Annotated in this window: 18 protein-coding genes and 1 pseudogene; 10 read left to right on the top strand and 9 right to left on the bottom strand. The window is 59.0% G+C overall.

Going from position 1 to position 15,034, the window contains the following annotated elements; translation table 11 throughout:
* Positions 1–33 precede the first annotated feature (33 nt).
* Both E3W21_RS08015 and upp read right to left on the bottom strand, forming a co-directional pair.
* Positions 34–1,308: a uracil-xanthine permease family protein gene (locus tag E3W21_RS08015; RefSeq protein WP_134418994.1), complete on the bottom strand. Its 1,275-nt coding sequence runs from the start codon at positions 1,306–1,308 to the stop codon at positions 34–36.
* Positions 1,309–1,310: 2 nt separating this feature from the next.
* On the bottom strand, positions 1,311–1,949 hold the full coding sequence (gene upp, locus E3W21_RS08010; protein WP_134418993.1) for a uracil phosphoribosyltransferase: 639 nt from the start codon (positions 1,947–1,949) through the stop codon (positions 1,311–1,313).
* Positions 1,950–2,116: 167 nt separating this feature from the next.
* On the opposite strand from upp, the gene E3W21_RS08005 reads away from it, so the two are divergent.
* The 4 genes from E3W21_RS08005 (at position 2,117) to E3W21_RS07990 (ending at position 4,091) form a co-directional block, all read left to right on the top strand.
* Positions 2,117–2,674 (top strand): hypoxanthine-guanine phosphoribosyltransferase, encoded by a 558-nt coding sequence (locus E3W21_RS08005; protein WP_134418991.1) that lies wholly within the window; start codon positions 2,117–2,119, stop codon positions 2,672–2,674.
* A gap of 4 nt (positions 2,675–2,678) precedes the next feature.
* Positions 2,679–3,152 (top strand): WbuC family cupin fold metalloprotein, encoded by a 474-nt coding sequence (locus E3W21_RS08000; protein ID WP_129441302.1) that lies wholly within the window; start codon positions 2,679–2,681, stop codon positions 3,150–3,152.
* Positions 3,153–3,254: 102 nt separating this feature from the next.
* Positions 3,255–3,740 carry a hypothetical protein gene (locus E3W21_RS07995; RefSeq protein WP_134418989.1) on the top strand — a complete coding sequence of 162 codons (486 nt, stop codon included), beginning with the start codon at positions 3,255–3,257 and terminating at the stop codon, positions 3,738–3,740.
* 63 nt (positions 3,741–3,803) lie between these two features.
* On the top strand, positions 3,804–4,091 hold the full coding sequence (locus E3W21_RS07990; protein WP_095130409.1) for a PA4642 family protein: 288 nt from the start codon (positions 3,804–3,806) through the stop codon (positions 4,089–4,091).
* A 157-nt stretch (positions 4,092–4,248) separates the two neighbouring features.
* Here E3W21_RS07990 and mqo read toward each other — a convergent pair whose 3' ends face one another.
* The gene (gene mqo, locus E3W21_RS07985; RefSeq protein ID WP_134418987.1) at positions 4,249–5,757 is read right to left on the bottom strand and encodes a malate dehydrogenase (quinone); all 1,509 of its coding nucleotides are present in this window, start codon (positions 5,755–5,757) and stop codon (positions 4,249–4,251) included.
* A 739-nt stretch (positions 5,758–6,496) separates the two neighbouring features.
* Positions 6,497–6,730, bottom strand: a complete 234-nt coding sequence (locus E3W21_RS07980; RefSeq protein WP_134418986.1) for a hypothetical protein — start codon at positions 6,728–6,730, stop codon at positions 6,497–6,499.
* A gap of 204 nt (positions 6,731–6,934) precedes the next feature.
* Here E3W21_RS07980 and E3W21_RS07975 point away from each other — a divergent pair, with 204 nt between their 5' ends.
* Complete coding sequence (locus E3W21_RS07975; protein WP_033061281.1) at positions 6,935–7,519, top strand: YajG family lipoprotein; 585 nt, start codon at positions 6,935–6,937, stop codon at positions 7,517–7,519.
* A 193-nt stretch (positions 7,520–7,712) separates the two neighbouring features.
* Here E3W21_RS07975 and E3W21_RS07970 read toward each other — a convergent pair whose 3' ends face one another.
* Positions 7,713–7,919, bottom strand: coding sequence for a hypothetical protein (locus E3W21_RS07970; RefSeq protein WP_134418984.1), 207 nt, complete (start codon positions 7,917–7,919; stop codon positions 7,713–7,715).
* Positions 7,920–8,109: 190 nt separating this feature from the next.
* Between E3W21_RS07970 and E3W21_RS07965 the strand changes: the two genes are divergently transcribed.
* A complete protein-coding gene (locus tag E3W21_RS07965; protein ID WP_129441312.1) occupies positions 8,110–8,394 on the top strand; it encodes a hypothetical protein in 285 nt (94 codons plus the stop codon).
* Between the two features lie 128 nt (positions 8,395–8,522).
* Here E3W21_RS07965 and E3W21_RS07960 read toward each other — a convergent pair whose 3' ends face one another.
* On the bottom strand, positions 8,523–9,686 hold the full coding sequence (locus tag E3W21_RS07960; protein ID WP_178082665.1) for a 1-acyl-sn-glycerol-3-phosphate acyltransferase: 1,164 nt from the start codon (positions 9,684–9,686) through the stop codon (positions 8,523–8,525).
* 142 nt (positions 9,687–9,828) lie between these two features.
* Between E3W21_RS07960 and E3W21_RS07955 the strand changes: the two genes are divergently transcribed.
* From E3W21_RS07955 to E3W21_RS07945, 3 genes are read left to right on the top strand one after another with little or no spacing between them, the layout of a single operon-like run.
* On the top strand, positions 9,829–10,011 hold the full coding sequence (locus tag E3W21_RS07955) for a CPXCG motif-containing cysteine-rich protein (protein ID WP_129441317.1): 183 nt from the start codon (positions 9,829–9,831) through the stop codon (positions 10,009–10,011).
* A gap of 12 nt (positions 10,012–10,023) precedes the next feature.
* Positions 10,024–10,284 (top strand): putative signal transducing protein, encoded by a 261-nt coding sequence (locus E3W21_RS07950; RefSeq protein ID WP_008153386.1) that lies wholly within the window; start codon positions 10,024–10,026, stop codon positions 10,282–10,284.
* 35 nt (positions 10,285–10,319) lie between these two features.
* The gene (locus E3W21_RS07945; RefSeq protein ID WP_046048287.1) at positions 10,320–10,943 is read left to right on the top strand and encodes an SOS response-associated peptidase; all 624 of its coding nucleotides are present in this window, start codon (positions 10,320–10,322) and stop codon (positions 10,941–10,943) included.
* 126 nt (positions 10,944–11,069) lie between these two features.
* On the opposite strand, the gene E3W21_RS32290 is transcribed toward E3W21_RS07945, so the two are convergent.
* Both E3W21_RS32290 and E3W21_RS32285 read right to left on the bottom strand, forming a co-directional pair.
* The gene (locus tag E3W21_RS32290) at positions 11,070–11,813 is read right to left on the bottom strand and encodes a methyl-accepting chemotaxis protein (protein WP_370693218.1); all 744 of its coding nucleotides are present in this window, start codon (positions 11,811–11,813) and stop codon (positions 11,070–11,072) included.
* A 114-nt stretch (positions 11,814–11,927) separates the two neighbouring features.
* Positions 11,928–12,122, bottom strand: a pseudogene (locus E3W21_RS32285) (HAMP domain-containing protein); the annotation flags it as partial.
* 1,362 nt (positions 12,123–13,484) lie between these two features.
* Here E3W21_RS32285 and E3W21_RS07935 point away from each other — a divergent pair.
* Positions 13,485–14,300, top strand: a complete 816-nt coding sequence (locus tag E3W21_RS07935) for a M48 family metallopeptidase (RefSeq protein WP_134418982.1) — start codon at positions 13,485–13,487, stop codon at positions 14,298–14,300.
* Positions 14,301–14,442: 142 nt separating this feature from the next.
* On the opposite strand, the gene E3W21_RS07930 is transcribed toward E3W21_RS07935, so the two are convergent.
* Positions 14,443–15,027: a TMEM165/GDT1 family protein gene (locus tag E3W21_RS07930; RefSeq protein WP_008155932.1), complete on the bottom strand. Its 585-nt coding sequence runs from the start codon at positions 15,025–15,027 to the stop codon at positions 14,443–14,445.
* Positions 15,028–15,034 lie beyond the last annotated feature (7 nt).

Below are 15,034 nucleotides of genomic sequence, written 5' to 3'. Positions count from 1 at the left end.
TGGCTATCTCACTGCAATAAAGACCTTAAGTCTTCAAAGCAACTGATCATTCGCCTTCTTGTGCTTCCAGCTGTCATTACCCGGCAGCAACAGGTTCAGCGCAATCGCCGTCACGGCGCACAGCGCGATGCCTTTGAGGCCGAAGTCGTCCGGCCCTGTGCCGGTGCCGACCAGTACGCCGCCAATCCCGAACACCAGGGTCACCGAGACAATCACCAGATTGCGCGCTTCGCCCAGGTCGATCTTGTGGCGAATCAGCGTGTTCATGCCCACCGCCGCGATCGAACCGAACAACAGGCACAGAATACCGCCCATCACCGGCACCGGAATGCTTTGCAGCAGCGCGCCGAACTTGCCGATGAACGCCAGGCTGATGGCGAAAATCGCCGCCCAGGTCATGATCTTCGGGTTGTAGTTTTTGGTCAGCATCACCGCGCCCGTCACTTCGGCATAGGTGGTGTTGGGTGGGCCGCCAAACAGGCCGGCTGCGGTGGTGGCAATGCCATCGCCGAGCAGGGTGCGGTGCAGGCCGGGTTTCTTCAGGTAATCGCGACCGGTCACGCTACCGACGGCGATCACGCCACCGATGTGCTCGATGGCCGGGGCCAGGGCCACCGGAACGATGAACAGAATCGCCTGCCAGTTGAATTCCGGCGCGGTGAAGTGCGGGATCGCAAACCACGGTGCGGCGGCAATTTTCGCGGTATCAACGACGCCGAAGTAGAACGCCATCGCAAAACCCACCAGCACGCCCGAGATGATCGGCACCAGGCGGAAGATGCCTTTACCGAACACTGCGACGATCAGGGTGGTCAGCAGCGCTGGCATCGAGATCAGCATGGCCGTCTGATAATGAATCAGTTCGGTGCCGTCGCCGGCCTTGCCCATCGCCATGTTGGCGGCGATTGGCGCCATGGCCAGGCCGATGGAGATGATCACCGGGCCAATCACCACCGGTGGCAGCAGACGGTCAATGAAACCGGTGCCTTTGATCTTCACGGCAAGGCCGAGGAAGGTGTAGACGAACCCCGCCGCCATCACGCCGCCCATGGTCGCCGCGAGGCCGAACTGGCCCTTGGCGAGAATGATCGGGGTGATGAAGGCAAAACTCGACGCCAGGAACACCGGCACCTGACGCCCGGTGACGATCTGGAACAGAATCGTTCCCAGGCCTGCGGTGAACAGCGCCACGTTCGGGTCGAGGCCGGTAATCAGCGGCATCAACACCAGGGCGCCGAAGGCCACGAACAGCATCTGCGCACCCGACAGCACCGTGCGCCAGAGCGGATCGTTGAACTCTTGCTGCATGCTCAAGCGTCCTTCTGCTTGGTGCCGAAGATCTTGTCACCGGCATCGCCCAGGCCTGGAATGATGTAACCGTGTTCGTTGAGTTTTTCGTCAATGGAGGCGGTGTAGATGGTCACGTCCGGGTGAGCCTTGCCTACGGCGGCGATGCCTTCAGGGGCAGCCACCAGCACCATCGCGCGGATATCCCGGCAACCGGCCTTTTTCAGCAGGTCGATGGTAGCGACCATGGAGCTGCCGGTGGCGAGCATCGGGTCGATGATCATCGCCAGGCGTTCATTGATTTCCGGAACCAGTTTTTCCAGATAGGTGTGGGCCTGCAGGGTCTGTTCATTGCGGGCCACGCCGACGGCGCTGACTTTGGCGCCCGGGATCAGGCTCAGCACGCCTTCGAGCATGCCGATACCGGCGCGCAGGATCGGTACTACAGTAATTTTCTTGCCGGCGATTTTCTCGACCGACACAGTGCCGGCCCAGCCTTGGATATCGTAGGTTTCCAGCGGCAGGTCTTTGGTGGCTTCATAGGTCAGCAGGGCACCGACTTCCTGAGCGAGCTCACGGAAATTTTTTGTGCTGATGTCGGCGCGGCGCATAAGGCCAAGTTTATGACGGATCAGCGGATGGCGGATCTCGAGGATGGGCATGGGAAAGGCTCCGGCGGCGGGCAAAAAAACCGGCCTAGATTAATCTATCCGAGGGTGTTGTCCTATAGACATACAGTACGTTAGTCCACAAACGCTTGATCTGGCCTCGCTTGATGCGTACCTTTGCCCGCTTTTCCTGAATCCGCCACCCCCCCCTGGAGAGCGCCATGTCCGCTGATCTCGAGCATATCCGTCAAATCATGCGAGAGGCTGACTGCCTGTACACCGAAGCTGAAGTCGAGGCGGCCATCGCCCGCGTCGGTGCACAAATCAACGATCAACTGGCGGATTCCAACCCGGTGGTGTTCTGTGTGATGAACGGCGGGCTGATTTTCTCTGGCAAGCTGCTGGCCTATCTGAACTTCCCGCTGGAAGCGTCCTACCTGCACGCCACCCGTTATCGCAACGAAACCAGCGGCGGCGATCTGTTCTGGAAAGCCAAGCCGGAAGTGTCGTTCATCGACCGTGACGTGCTGATCATCGACGACATCCTCGACGAAGGTCACACCCTGGGCGCGATCATCGACTTCTGCAAACACGCCGGTGCCCGCGCTGTGCACACCGCCGTGCTGATCGACAAGGACCACGACCGCAAGGCTCGCCCGGACCTGAAAGCCGATTTCGTCGGCCTGCCATGCATCGACCGTTACATCTTCGGTTACGGCATGGACTACAAAGGCTACTGGCGTAACGCCAACGGGATTTTTGCCGTTAAAGGAATGTAAGAACATGACCGCGCCAAGCTTTCTTGATCAAACACTGTTCGCCGGGTTGGCCGAGAAAGCGGCGGCGAATCCTCGCGGGCGTCAGCATCACAACTTCCATCAGATGGAAGAGTCGTGCCACCGCATGGCGGTGGGCTTGCAGCCAAACACGTATATCCCGCCTCACCGACACTTGGGCGACAACAAGGCTGAAACCTTGTTGGTCCTCAAAGGGCGGCTCGGTTTGCTGATCTTCGATGAGTCTGGCGTGGTCGTGACGAAACAAGTCCTCGTAGCCGGTGGTGACTGTGTCGGCGTGGATCTGCCAACCGGTGTGTTCCATGGCTTGGTGGTACTGGAAGCTGACAGCCTGATGTTCGAGTGCAAGGCCGGCCCTTATCGTCCGGTTGGTGAGGGTGAACTTGCGCACTGGGCACCGCGTGAAGGCGAGCCGGGTGTGGCCGAGTATCAGGCGTGGATGCGCGCGCAGTTCGATTGATCTTCAGCCCGCCGCAGACTTCTGTAATTGGATGGACTCGCCCAAGCCGGACGCAGGCTGCGCCAGCTGCTACAGTGCTCGGCTTCGCCTTGGGAGCCTGTCATGAGCCTTTTGATCCGCAGCTGCGCCGCCCTGTTGCTGACCGTCAGCCTGCCTCTGGCTGCCGCCCCGGCGCCGATGCACGCGCAGTTCCTGCCCCCCGATGACCTGACCCTGCGTGACGCGGAGCCCGAGCAACAACAGCTGTTGCAGGTTACCGAGTACTCGGTGGTGGTCGGCAGCCAGCGCCAGTCCAACCAGCAGCCGATTCCGGTGACCTCACCATTGCTGATCCGTCTCAAGGGCAAATCCTTGAACAAGGGCGCGACCATCAACCAGGTGCTGGTCAATTTCGATGGCGAAAGCAAAAGCCTGAAAAAGCCGATCTTTGACGAAAAGAGCAAAACCCTGACGCTGTTTTACCCGATGGCCCAGTACCGGGTGGTGATCGACTTGTTGCGCAATGACACGGTGTATTGCCAATTCCTCAGCTATGCCAACGGCCATATCTGGGCCGATCTGCACACGGGCGCTGTTCGTCCGCGTTGAGCCCGGTGGCAAGGGAGGGGTAAACTGCCCGCCCCGTGAAATGTCTGCGAGCTGGAGTCGGCAATGCGTAAAGATAAGAAGCAAGTGATTGGTGACGAGATCGGCGATGAGCAGATCAAGCTGTTCCTCGATTTCGAACCGGTCGACGCCACGTCGCCGTCGCTGCACAAACTGATCAAGGCCTATCGCGGCCTGCGCATCGATGACTTCGAGCGTTTTCTGACGTTCTTCGTCGAAGCCGGTCTGGATCTGGACGGCAAGGATGAGCACGGCAATGACTTCGTCGCCCTGATCAAGGATCAGCGCAACGCGGCCGAGTACATCGAACTGATCGAAAAGGCTCGCGGTTAAGATCAACAGATCGCAGCCTCGCTACGCTCGACAGCTCCTACAAATGGTTCGCTCAGACCTGTAGGAGCTGTCGAGCGTAGCGAGGCTGCGATCTTTTGAGCGGCACAAAAAAACGCCCCGCTCTCAATGAGAACGGGGCGTTTTTTATGCGGCCGAATCAAGCGTAGCTTTCGGTCTCGTTGCTGGCTTCAACCAGTTCCAGCGCGACGTTGTTCTGCACATTGATCTTGCGATACAGCGCAGCGTCGGTTTCCAGAACCTTTTCCCGAGCCGGGAAGATTTCTGCCAACTTGGCAGCCCATTCACCGGAAGCTTTGTTCGGGAAGCATTTCTCGATCAGTTCCAGCATGATCGAAACAGTCACCGACGCACCTGGCGAAGCGCCAAGCAGGGCAGCAAGGGTACCGTCCTTGGCCGCGACCAGTTCGGTACCGAACTGCAGAACGCCGCCCTTTTTCGGGTCTTTCTTGATGATCTGCACCCGTTGGCCGGCCACTTCCAGGCGCCAGTCTTCGGCTTTCGCTTCAGGGTAGAAGCGACGCAGGGAATCCAGGCGCTGCTCCATCGACTGCATCACTTCGCTGACCAGGTACTTGGTCAGGTCCATGTTGTTTTTCGCCACGGCCAGCATCGGGCCGATGTTGCCGGCGCGAACCGACATCGGCAGGTCCATGAAGGAGCCGTGCTTGAGGAACTTGGTGGTGAAACCGGCGTAAGGTCCGAACAGCAGGGACTTCTTGCCATCGACGACGCGGGTGTCCAGGTGCGGCACCGACATCGGAGGCGAACCCACGGCCGCCTGGCTGTAAACCTTGGCCTGGTGGTGTTTGACCACTTCCGGGTTGTCGCAACGCAGCCACTGGCCACTGATCGGGAAGCCGCCGAAGCCTTTACTTTCTTCGATGCCGGAAGCTTGCAGCAGCGGCAGTGCCGCGCCACCGGCGCCGAGGAACACGAATTTCGCGTCGACGTCACGGGAATTACCGCTGTTGACGTCCTTGATGCTGACGGTCCAGCCGCTGCCGTTACGCTTGAGGCCGGTCACGCGCTTGCAGTACTTGACCTGGGCATCGGGTGCGCTGGTCAGGTGCTTGAGCAGTTGATTGGTCAGGGCGCCGAAGTTGACGTCGGTGCCGTTCATGACGCGGGTGGCGGCGACGACTTCGTCGGCCGGCCGGCCAGGCATCATCAGCGGCATCCACTCGGCCATGGTGGCCTTGTCTTCGGTGTATTCCATGTCCGAGAAGGCGTGGTGCTTGCTCAGCGTCTTGAAGCGTTCCTTGAGGAAGGAAACGCCATCGTCGTTCTGGACGAAGCTCAGGTGTGGCACCGGGCTGATGAACGTCTTGCACGAGCCGAAGGTGCTTTTCTTGGTCAGATAGGACCAGAACTGCTTCGACACCTCGAACTGGGTGTTGATGTGCACGGCTTTCTTGATGTCGACGGTGCCGTCGGCGGCCTGCGGCGTGTAGTTGAGCTCACACAGCCCGGCGTGACCGGTACCGGCGTTGTTCCACGGGTTCGAACTCTCCGCGGCACCGGAATCCATCAGCTCGACGACTTCCAGCTTGATCGCGGGGTCGAGCTCTTTGAGCAGTACAGCAAGGGTGGCACTCATGATGCCGGCCCCAACCAGTACTACGTCGACTGCTTCGTTATGCGCCATTTAACGCGTCTCCAAAATCTGCAGCACCAAATTGTCGGCATGGCTGCCAGGCGTTCAGGGGTGTGTCAGTGATGCCCCAGGTACCCATGGCAGTATCGCCATGTCCGAATCTTCGCAATTTTTCGCAACTTCGACGGACGCTACCGGCCGGGTCTAAAAGAGTTACATGAACTCACTTCAACGCGCGGCTGGCAATTCGACTTATGGTCGATACATCCGTTTGTGCAACCAAATCCGTAGAGGACAGGCTTCAGGCTCCGGTGTTCGAGGCGTACTCGGTCCTGTGTCGTTGGGCTGTTTCAGACGCTAATGGTGCATATTCAGACGCAAAACTATTCATTTGCTCGCCACACTCTTGTGAAGTTGTGAAAACCCGTTTTTTTCACGCTCTTTTGAAGACGTGAACCTCAAAAAAGGGCTGCCCCAGCCTGGCACCGTGCCCGGATGGATTGCCGCCATGGGATACATGACAGGCAAAACGGGCAAACAGCTCAGTGACCGAGCGTAATGACAGCTCTGCAGATTCGCGAAAAGTGGGGGTTTTGCTCAAGGAACAGCAAGCGCGCCAGCTTCACTCGATCTGTGTGGGCGGCTCTCTGTGGGCGGTGCGGGGTGTCAATACAAGCGCATTGACGATGCTGCGAGGCCCGATCAGGAGACGTCCTTATAATCGGGGGGAGATTGTAGCGAAGAAACGCAGGGAAATGGTCGTGTTTAATGACTTTTATTAGGTGTTCGGTCAGGTGGTCCACAGGTGTTGAGCCCGCGCACGTGGCTGGCGCTGGTTGACACGGGCGCAAGGGGGCAGGGGATGGTGCAGCCAGTTGAGACGGATTTCTTCGATTTCGACCCAGCCATCGCCCATCGGCTGGAGGCTGCACTGTTTGAATGCCTGGCAGTGGCCGTTGCGGTCGAGCAGGGCGAAGCAGCGATGCAGAGGGCGAGGGTTGAACAGCGAGATGAGATAGCGCATGGCGAAGTACCTTGTAGGTGACTGCTATGAAGATAGCTAGCAAACCGTGACGTGCAAGTGTATGGGCGGTGACATCTATGTGACAGGAACCCGCTTCCCAAGGGTTTGTCAGACATTTCAGTAATCACTGAAGGGCTCTAGTTAGCCGCAGTGGCGCACCGCTATACTGCGGGCCTGTTTGTGCCTGATTCTGGAGAGAAGAGCATGTTGCAACGCCTGTTGTTCGGTTTGATCACTGTGACCAGTTTGACCCTGGTTGGCTGCGCCCACAGCCCGCAACAACTGAATCCGGAACCCAAGCTGACGACTCAGCTGGCACCGGTCGGCCATGGTCAGCCGGTGGTGGTGCGTGTGGTGGACGGTCGTCCGTCGCCGACTTTGGGCACCCGTGGTGGCCTGTACCCTGAAACCAGCGCGATCACCGTGCAGGGCGCGCAAATTCTGCCGAAGTTGCAGGCTCAGGCCGAAGCAGCCGTGCGGTTATTGGGCTTCACCCCAACCTCCAATGCGCTGAATGCTCCGCAGTTGACCGTGACCCTGGCCGAGCTGAAGTATCAGTCGCCTAAAGAAGGCATGTATGTGACTGAAGCCACCATTGGCGCGACCTTCCGCTCCGATGTGCAGAATGCCAATCGTCGTTACAGCGGTCGTTACGGTGCGTCCCTGGATCAGCGTTTTGGTATGGCGCCGAATCAGGAGACCAATACCAAGCTGGTCAGCGATGTGTTGAGCGATGCGTTGACGCGTCTGTTCAAGGATCCGACGATTGGTCAGATTCTCGGCGAATAAACGTTCGCTGGATTCAAAAAAGCCCGGTGCCAGCAATGGCCCCGGGCTTTTTCATGTCTGTCAATTTCCCACGGACCTGCACTGAACAACTGTGGGAGCGGGCTTGCTCGCGAAGGCGGAGTGTCAGTCAACATCAATGCAGCTGACACACCGCCTTCGCGAGCAAGCCCGCTCCCACAGGGGTTCAGCGGTGTCAAGCGGCCTGCGAATAAAAATCCAGAACACTCACGCCCGTCAGTAAATCCGTCTCCGGCAAATCCGCATGCTGATACCCACCCAATGCGCAATACACCAACCAGTGGCGGTCCTGAACGTTGAAGGCGAGGCTGCCAACGAGGTTTTGTTGTTCGTCGCTTTGGGCAATAAGGTAGAGGCGATCCTGGTTTTCGGCGTGCAGCATGACGGTTTCCGTGTCGGTTTCGAGGGGCGCCAGACTGGCGTGTTCAGATGACGGCGCCGTGACACAGGACAGGATTCGGTCAAATGGTTCGTTATTTGTCGGAAAGCAAGGGCAGGAGGGGAGGCTTTCGGTAGAATTCGCGCCGCGGTCGTCGGTTCGGCGTCTGCCACCTGTTTTGCTGAGGTCCGTGATGTCGTTGCATTTGATTTCGCTATTTACCAACCATCCCGCCAAGTTGATCAACCTGTTGGCCTTGTTGTTTGCCTTTCCGGGCGGATGGTTGCTGCATGCCACTCGTCGCCGCGAACAGCGCGCGTTGGCCACTCTCGAAGCGCAAAGCCAGAGCCGTCGTATCGATGAACCGACGTTGATGCTGGACGGCGCGACCTTGCGCATGAACCGGTTTTTCTATCGTTTCGGTTTTGCCTGCCTGGGGTTGGCGCTGCTGGTGTCGTGGATCAGCACTCGGGTTTGAATCGCTAAAAAGCAAAAAAGATCGCAGCCTCGTTTCACTCGACAGCTCCTACAGGGGATAGCGTTCGCCCTGTAGGAGCTGTCGAGTGAAACGAGGCTGCGATCTTTTGATCTCGCTTCAAAAAAACCTTACAGCGGCAAACCTGCTTTCACACGGTACTGATTGCGCACCGGCGTCGCGTATTGCAGGACCATGAACGGACGATGCTCCTCAGGGCACGCGTCCAGGCGCTGTTGCCATTGCTCCTGAGCCTTGGCCAGTTCGTCGGCCGCAAACACTTCAGAGGCTTTCGGCACCTGCAATTGCGGGTCGGCGTCTTTCCACTGGGCGTAGGCCAGGTAGTGCACCGGGAACAGGCGGTAGCCGCCGAGGATCTGCCGGTCCATCTCGATCGCCAATTGCTTGGTGTCGTCGAACAGCTCGGTGATCGGCGAGGCGAAGTTCACATGCACCCGGCCCTTGTAGCCGGTGATGCCCTTGGCAATGCTCACATCGTCCTCGCCCGGCACTTTGGTGTAGCTGCCGGTGGTGGCGCGGATGAACAGCTCGCGCGCCTTGGCTTGATCGCACGGGTCATATTCGTAGCTGATCGACACCGGGGTGACGTTCAGCGAACGAATGACTTCGCCGAACGGCTCGTCCTTGCGGCTCATGTGGAACATCTTGAGGATGGCCGACTCGGTGCGGTCGTCGCCGTCTTTGGCCCGGCCTTCGGCCTGGGCGATCCAGATCGAGGCGCAATCCTTGCGGATCGAGTGGTTGATGTAGGCCGACAGCAGCTGATACGCCGCCATCTTCTCGCGGCGACCGGTGATCGAACGGTGCACGATAAAGCTCTTGTTCAGGCGCATCAGATCGCTGACGAAGGGCTTTTGCAGCAGGTTGTCGCCGATCGCGATACGCGGTGTCGGCAGGCCGGCGTGGTACACGGCGTAGTTGACGAAGGCCGGGTCCATCACGATGTCGCGGTGGTTGGCAATGAACAGGTAGGCGCTGCCGGACTTGAACTGTTCGACGCCGGTGTACGTCACCCCGTCCGTGGCTCGCTCGATGGTGTGGTCGACGTACATCTCGACTTTATCCTGCAACGTGGCCACCGACGTGACGTCAGCGAACTCACGGCGCAGCCGATGAGCTATAAGAGGTTTGAGCATCCAGCCGAAAGCACCGGCAAAACGCGGGAAGCGGAAGTGGATGAGGATATCTAGAAACGCCTTGTCGCCGAGCAGCCGGTCCAGCACTGCCGGGACTTCGCTGTCATTGTAAGGTCGGATGGCATCGAATTCGCCCATCATGCTCTCTTGTTAGAAACGGCTAGGGTAAGTAAAGGTTTTGATCGAAAACCAACGGGGCACGGTCTGAAAAGTTAGCCAGACAAAAATAGCCCTGCAAATAGACCGGCGATTATACGCACAAGTCACCTGGGAGACCGCGATGCTGGAAACCGAGCGCTACGAATGTCCGTATTGTGGTGAAGAGGCTGAGGCCGTTCTGGACTTGTCCGGTGGCGATCAGACCTATATCGAAGACTGTCCGGTGTGTTGTCGCCCCATCACGTTTGTTCTGCAGACTGACGGTCACGAATGGTTGCTCGAAGTTCACAGCGAAAACGAATGAAAGGGGCACCCCATGCAGCGAATCTACGAGCCGGAAAACCTCATGGAAGGTGAGTTGCTGCAAAGCATGTTGGCCAGCGAGGGCATCGAAGCGCATCTGGTGGGGCGCGATTTGCTCGGTGGCAGCGGCGAATTGCCGATCTTTGGCCTGCTGGGCCTGTCAGTCGATAACGACGAGGCCGAGTACGCCCGGGAGTTGATCACCGCGTACAATGCCGCGCTGCCACTGCCAGGCGATGAACCGGAAAGTTTTCCCGGCACGCTGGTCTGTTAGGCTGACGTTCGTTTTATCAAGAGTCGTGTTGCCCCATGTGTGGACGTTATGCCCTGTTTCGCTGGAACCCCGCCTTCGCGGCCCTGCCTGGTTTCCCCGCCGATCAGCAGGCCCAGTGGAATATTTCTCCCAACGATTCGGTGTTGATGCTGCGCGCGGGTGTTGACGGTCAGCGTGAGTTGGCCCGAGCGCGCTGGGGGTTGACGCCGCCGTGGCTGACCGATTTGTCCCGTACGCCAGCCCATGCCCGGGCCGAAACCGTTGCCGAACAACCGATGTTTCGCCAGGCCCTGCGCGAACGCCGTTGCTTGCTGCCGGCCAATGGTTTTTACGAATGGCGCGGCACGACCCGCAAGCGACCGTACTGGCTGACACCGGGGGAGGGCTCGACGCTGTTCTTTGCGGCGATTTGGGAAGCGTATCCAGTGCAGGAGCAGGTGTGGTTGAGTACAGCGGTGATCACGCAGCCGGCGGCGAGTCAGCGCCGGCCGTTGATTCTCGATGCGGCGGGGCAGGAGGCGTGGCTCAATCCAGAGACGCCGTTGCATGCCTTGCAAGCGTTGCTCGCCAGTGAACCCGCGGCGTTGCGCGAGCGGGTGTTGGCGAATCTGGTGAATGATCCGAAGCTTAATGGGCCGGAGTGTCTTACCCCCGGCTGATTGGGCGCTTGTACCGCCGCCATCGCGAGCAAGCTCGCTCCCACATTTGACTTTTAGTGTTCACAAATAATGTGTTCACAGGGAGTCCCTTGTGGGAGCGGGCTTGCTCGCGAAGGGGTCCTTTGATCAGACCTTGAACTGATTGATCAACCGCCGCTGCTGCTCAGCCAGCTTGGTCAGATCCGCACTGGCCGCACTCGATTCATCCGCCCCGCCAGCCACTTCATTGGCCACTTGCCCGATGTTGATCACGTTCCGATTAATGTCGTCAGCCACCGCACTCTGCTCCTCAGCCGCACTGGCAATCTGGGTGTTCATGTCGTTGATCACCGACACCGCCTGAGTAATCGTCTCCAGCGCCTCGGCCGCTTTCGCCGCGTGCTGCACGCTTTCGTCGGTACGGTTCTGACTGTCCTCCATCACCCGCACCACATCGCGGGTGCCTTGTTGCAGCTGCTGGATCATGGTCTGGATTTCTTCAGTGGCCTTCTGGGTTTTCTGCGCCAGGTTGCGCACTTCATCGGCCACCACTGCAAAACCGCGTCCCTGTTCGCCGGCTCGTGCCGCTTCGATGGCCGCGTTCAAGGCCAGCAGGTTGGTCTGTTCGGCGATCCCGCGAATCGCCGTCAGGATCGCATTGATGTTCTCGCTATCCTTGGCCAAGGTTTGCACCACGCCGACAGCCTTACCGATTTCTATCGCCAGCACGCCAATCGAGTTCGACGTATCGCGCACGATTTGCATGCCCTGCGCCGCTGCTTGATCGGCATGGCTGGCGGCTTGCGCAGCCTGAGTCGCGTTGCGTGCCACATCCTGAGCGGTCGCTGTCATTTCATGCACCGCCGTGGCCACCTGATCAATCTCGGCCATTTGCTTGTGCACGCCGATGTTGGTGCGGATGGCGATGTCGGCGGTGTGTTCCGACGAGTCGCTGACGCTCTGCACCGAAGTCACCACCTGGGTGATCATCACCTGCAACTTGGCCAGGAAGGTGTTGAAGCCTTTGGCGATCGAGCCCAATTCGTCGGCGCGGTCGCTGGTCAGGCGTCGAGTCAGGTCACCTTCGCCCTGAGCGATGTCGTCGAGCATGGCAACCATCTGCTTCAGCGGCCGGGCAATGCCGTGCCCCACCAGCCAGATCACCAGCAAGCCGATACCGGCAATCAACAAGCCGACCATGGCCATGCCGAAGGTGTCGGACTTGCGCTGGGCGTCCAGATCGCCCTGAAGTTTTTGCAGGTCGGCCATCACCGCGTTCAGCGGCAATTGCAGCATGAGGGTCCAGCGAGCGTCGGTCTGGCCAATACCGAACGGCAGGTACAACTCGATCCGGCCCTGGGCTTTGTCGACGGTGTAGGTGACTTCGCCGCGCTTGAGATTGGCCATGTTGGCGATCTGCTGGCTGTCGAGGATGTCGCTGACCTTCTCGCCGAATTTGCTCGGGTCCTTGGTGTAGGCAACGATCCGGCTGTTGCCGCCAATCAGGGCCATTTCACCCGCGCCGCTGTACAACTTCTGATTCGCGCCGAGGAGCATTTCCTGGATAAAGTTCACCGAGAGGTCGGCGCCGACGATGCCCTGGAAGGCCCCGTTGAGCATGATCGGTTCTATAAAGGAGGCGAGCATGACGATCTTGTCGCCGACCTTGTAGGGCGCCGGATCGATCACGCAGGATTTTTTGGTTTCTTTCGAGCACAGGTAGTACTCGCTGGCGCGTACGCCGGTGGACAGGGTTTTCTGGTCGTCGACGTCCACCAGTTTGTCCAGGCCCAGGCTGCCGTCTTCGTTGCGGAACCACCAAGGCAGGAAGCGGCCGTTGCTGGCGTCGATGCCGACCACCTGGGTGTCGACGTAGGCCGCGTCGTTGTGATCGAGGGCGTTTTTTTCCCAGCCGATATAGGTGCCGAGAATTTTCGGGTTCTTGACGACGTTTTCCTTGATCAGGCTGATCAATTGCTCACGGCTCAGGTTCAACTGTGGCTGGCCATCGGCGCCCGGTGTGCCGATCAATGCGTTGACTCGCACCAGTCCGCCGGTAATCAGCAGTGGCGCTTCGAGCTCGCGCTGGATCTGACTGACCTGGGTTTGCGCCAGTGACGTCAGGCGTTGTTCGATGACTTGCTCGAATTGTGCCTGGGTCCGCTGCTGGACCATGTCTTGTGTCCGTGCGCCGGAAAACAACGCGTACAGCACCAGGGCTGCCACGACACTAAGAACGATGGCGCCGGCGAGGGCCGCCACAGAAAACTGGATCGACTTGAATTTCATGGGTGCTCCGCACGCAAGAGGACGTCTGCGGTGCTGTATCGGCAGGGGGCTGGATGACCATGAGCGGGCGGTGACGAATTGGCTGTTTTGGAGAGGTTGATGTCGCAAATGAATCATTGCGGGACCGGACCGGCCGTGGCGGATGAGGTTATGTGAATTTTTTCCTGCGGCGACGGGAGCTTTGTCCGAAATATGCGTCTGAATGTCTGATGTATCTGGCGCCGATACAATTCACCGCCTAGGATACGCGGCATGTTTTCAGAGAGATTTTTGATGAACAAGACATTGGTTTTGTGTGCGCTGAGCGCAGGTTTGCTCCTCGCCGGTTGTCAGTCGGTCAACACCACCAGCGGTGGCGCGGTGGGCGTTGAGCGCAAACAGTACATGTTCAGCATGCTGTCGACCGACGAGGTCAACCAGATGTACGCCCAGTCTTATCAAAAGACTGTCGGCGAGGCGAACACCAAAGGCGTGCTGGACAAGACCAGTAACGAGGCCAGACGTGTCCAGGCGATTGCCGACCGGCTGATTGCCCAGGCGCCGGTTTTTCGTCCGGATTCGGCCCAATGGAAATGGGAAGTCAACCTGATCAAGAGCGACGAGCTCAACGCCAATTGCGGGCCTGGCGGCAAGATCATTTTCTACACCGGCCTGATCGACAAACTGCAACTGACCGATGATGAGATCGCCGCGATCATGGGCCACGAAATCGCCCACGCCCTGCGCGAGCATGGTCGTGAAGCGATGTCCAAGGCTTACGGCATCGAAATGGCCAAACAGGGCGCCGGTGCCTTGTTCGGTCTGGGTCAGGACAGCCTGGCGCTGGCGGACACTGTGGCCAACTACGGCATGACCTTGCCCAACAGTCGCGCCAATGAAAACGAGGCGGACCTGATCGGCCTGGAACTGGCCGCTCGCGCCGGTTACAACCCGAACGCCGCGATCACCCTGTGGAACAAGATGACCAAGATTTCGGAAGGTTCGTCGCCGGAGTTCATGAGCACTCACCCGGCGTCGGCGAGTCGTATTGCTTCGTTGCAGGCGGCGATCCCGAAAGTCATGCCGCTGTACGAGAAAGCCAAGAAATAATGATAGTCATGTGGTGAGGCCACTGACGCCTTCGCGAGCAAGCCCGCTCCCACATTTGACCGAGTTCTTCCAGAGCATGCGGTCGAATGTGGGAGCGGGCTTGCTCGCGAAGAACGATAACGCGGTCTATAGACCTACCGCATCAGACCCAACCGCTGCTCTGCATCGCCTTGTACACCGCGACAATGGCGAGGATGAAGAATGCCGACGCCGCCAGGCGACGAATTAACGTCAACGGCAATTTATCCGCGGCAAAGTTACCCGCCAAAACCACTGGCACGTTGGCAATCAACATCCCGGCGGTAGTGCCGATGATCACCAGCCACAGTTCCGGGTATTGCGCAGCGAGCATCACCGTGGCGACTTGCGTCTTGTCGCCCATCTCCGCAAGGAAAAACGCGATCAACGTGGTCAGGAACGGTCCGAACTTGCGGGCGGTGCTGGCTTCGTCGTCATCCATCTTGTCCGGCACCAGGGTCCACAATGCGGTCGCGGTGAAGCTCGCGGCGAGGATCCAGTGCAGCGTCGCATTCGAGAAGAAACTACCGACCCAGGCGCCTACCGCACCGGCTGCCGCGTGGTTGGCCAGGGTTGCAGCGACGATACCGGCGATGATCGGCCAGGGTTTGCGAAAGCGAGCGGCGAGAATAAGCGCGAGCAGTTGCGTCTTGTCGCCGATTTCGGCCAAGGCAACGATTGCGGTGGGAACGAGAAGTGAATCCAGCATCAGGGTT

It is taken from the genome of Pseudomonas sp. F01002 (assembly GCF_004402115.1).
Lineage (GTDB): Bacteria > Pseudomonadota > Gammaproteobacteria > Pseudomonadales > Pseudomonadaceae > Aquipseudomonas > Aquipseudomonas frigoris.
The sequence above is the reverse complement of the archived record's forward strand: the minus strand, read 5'-3'. Positions and strand labels throughout refer to the sequence as shown.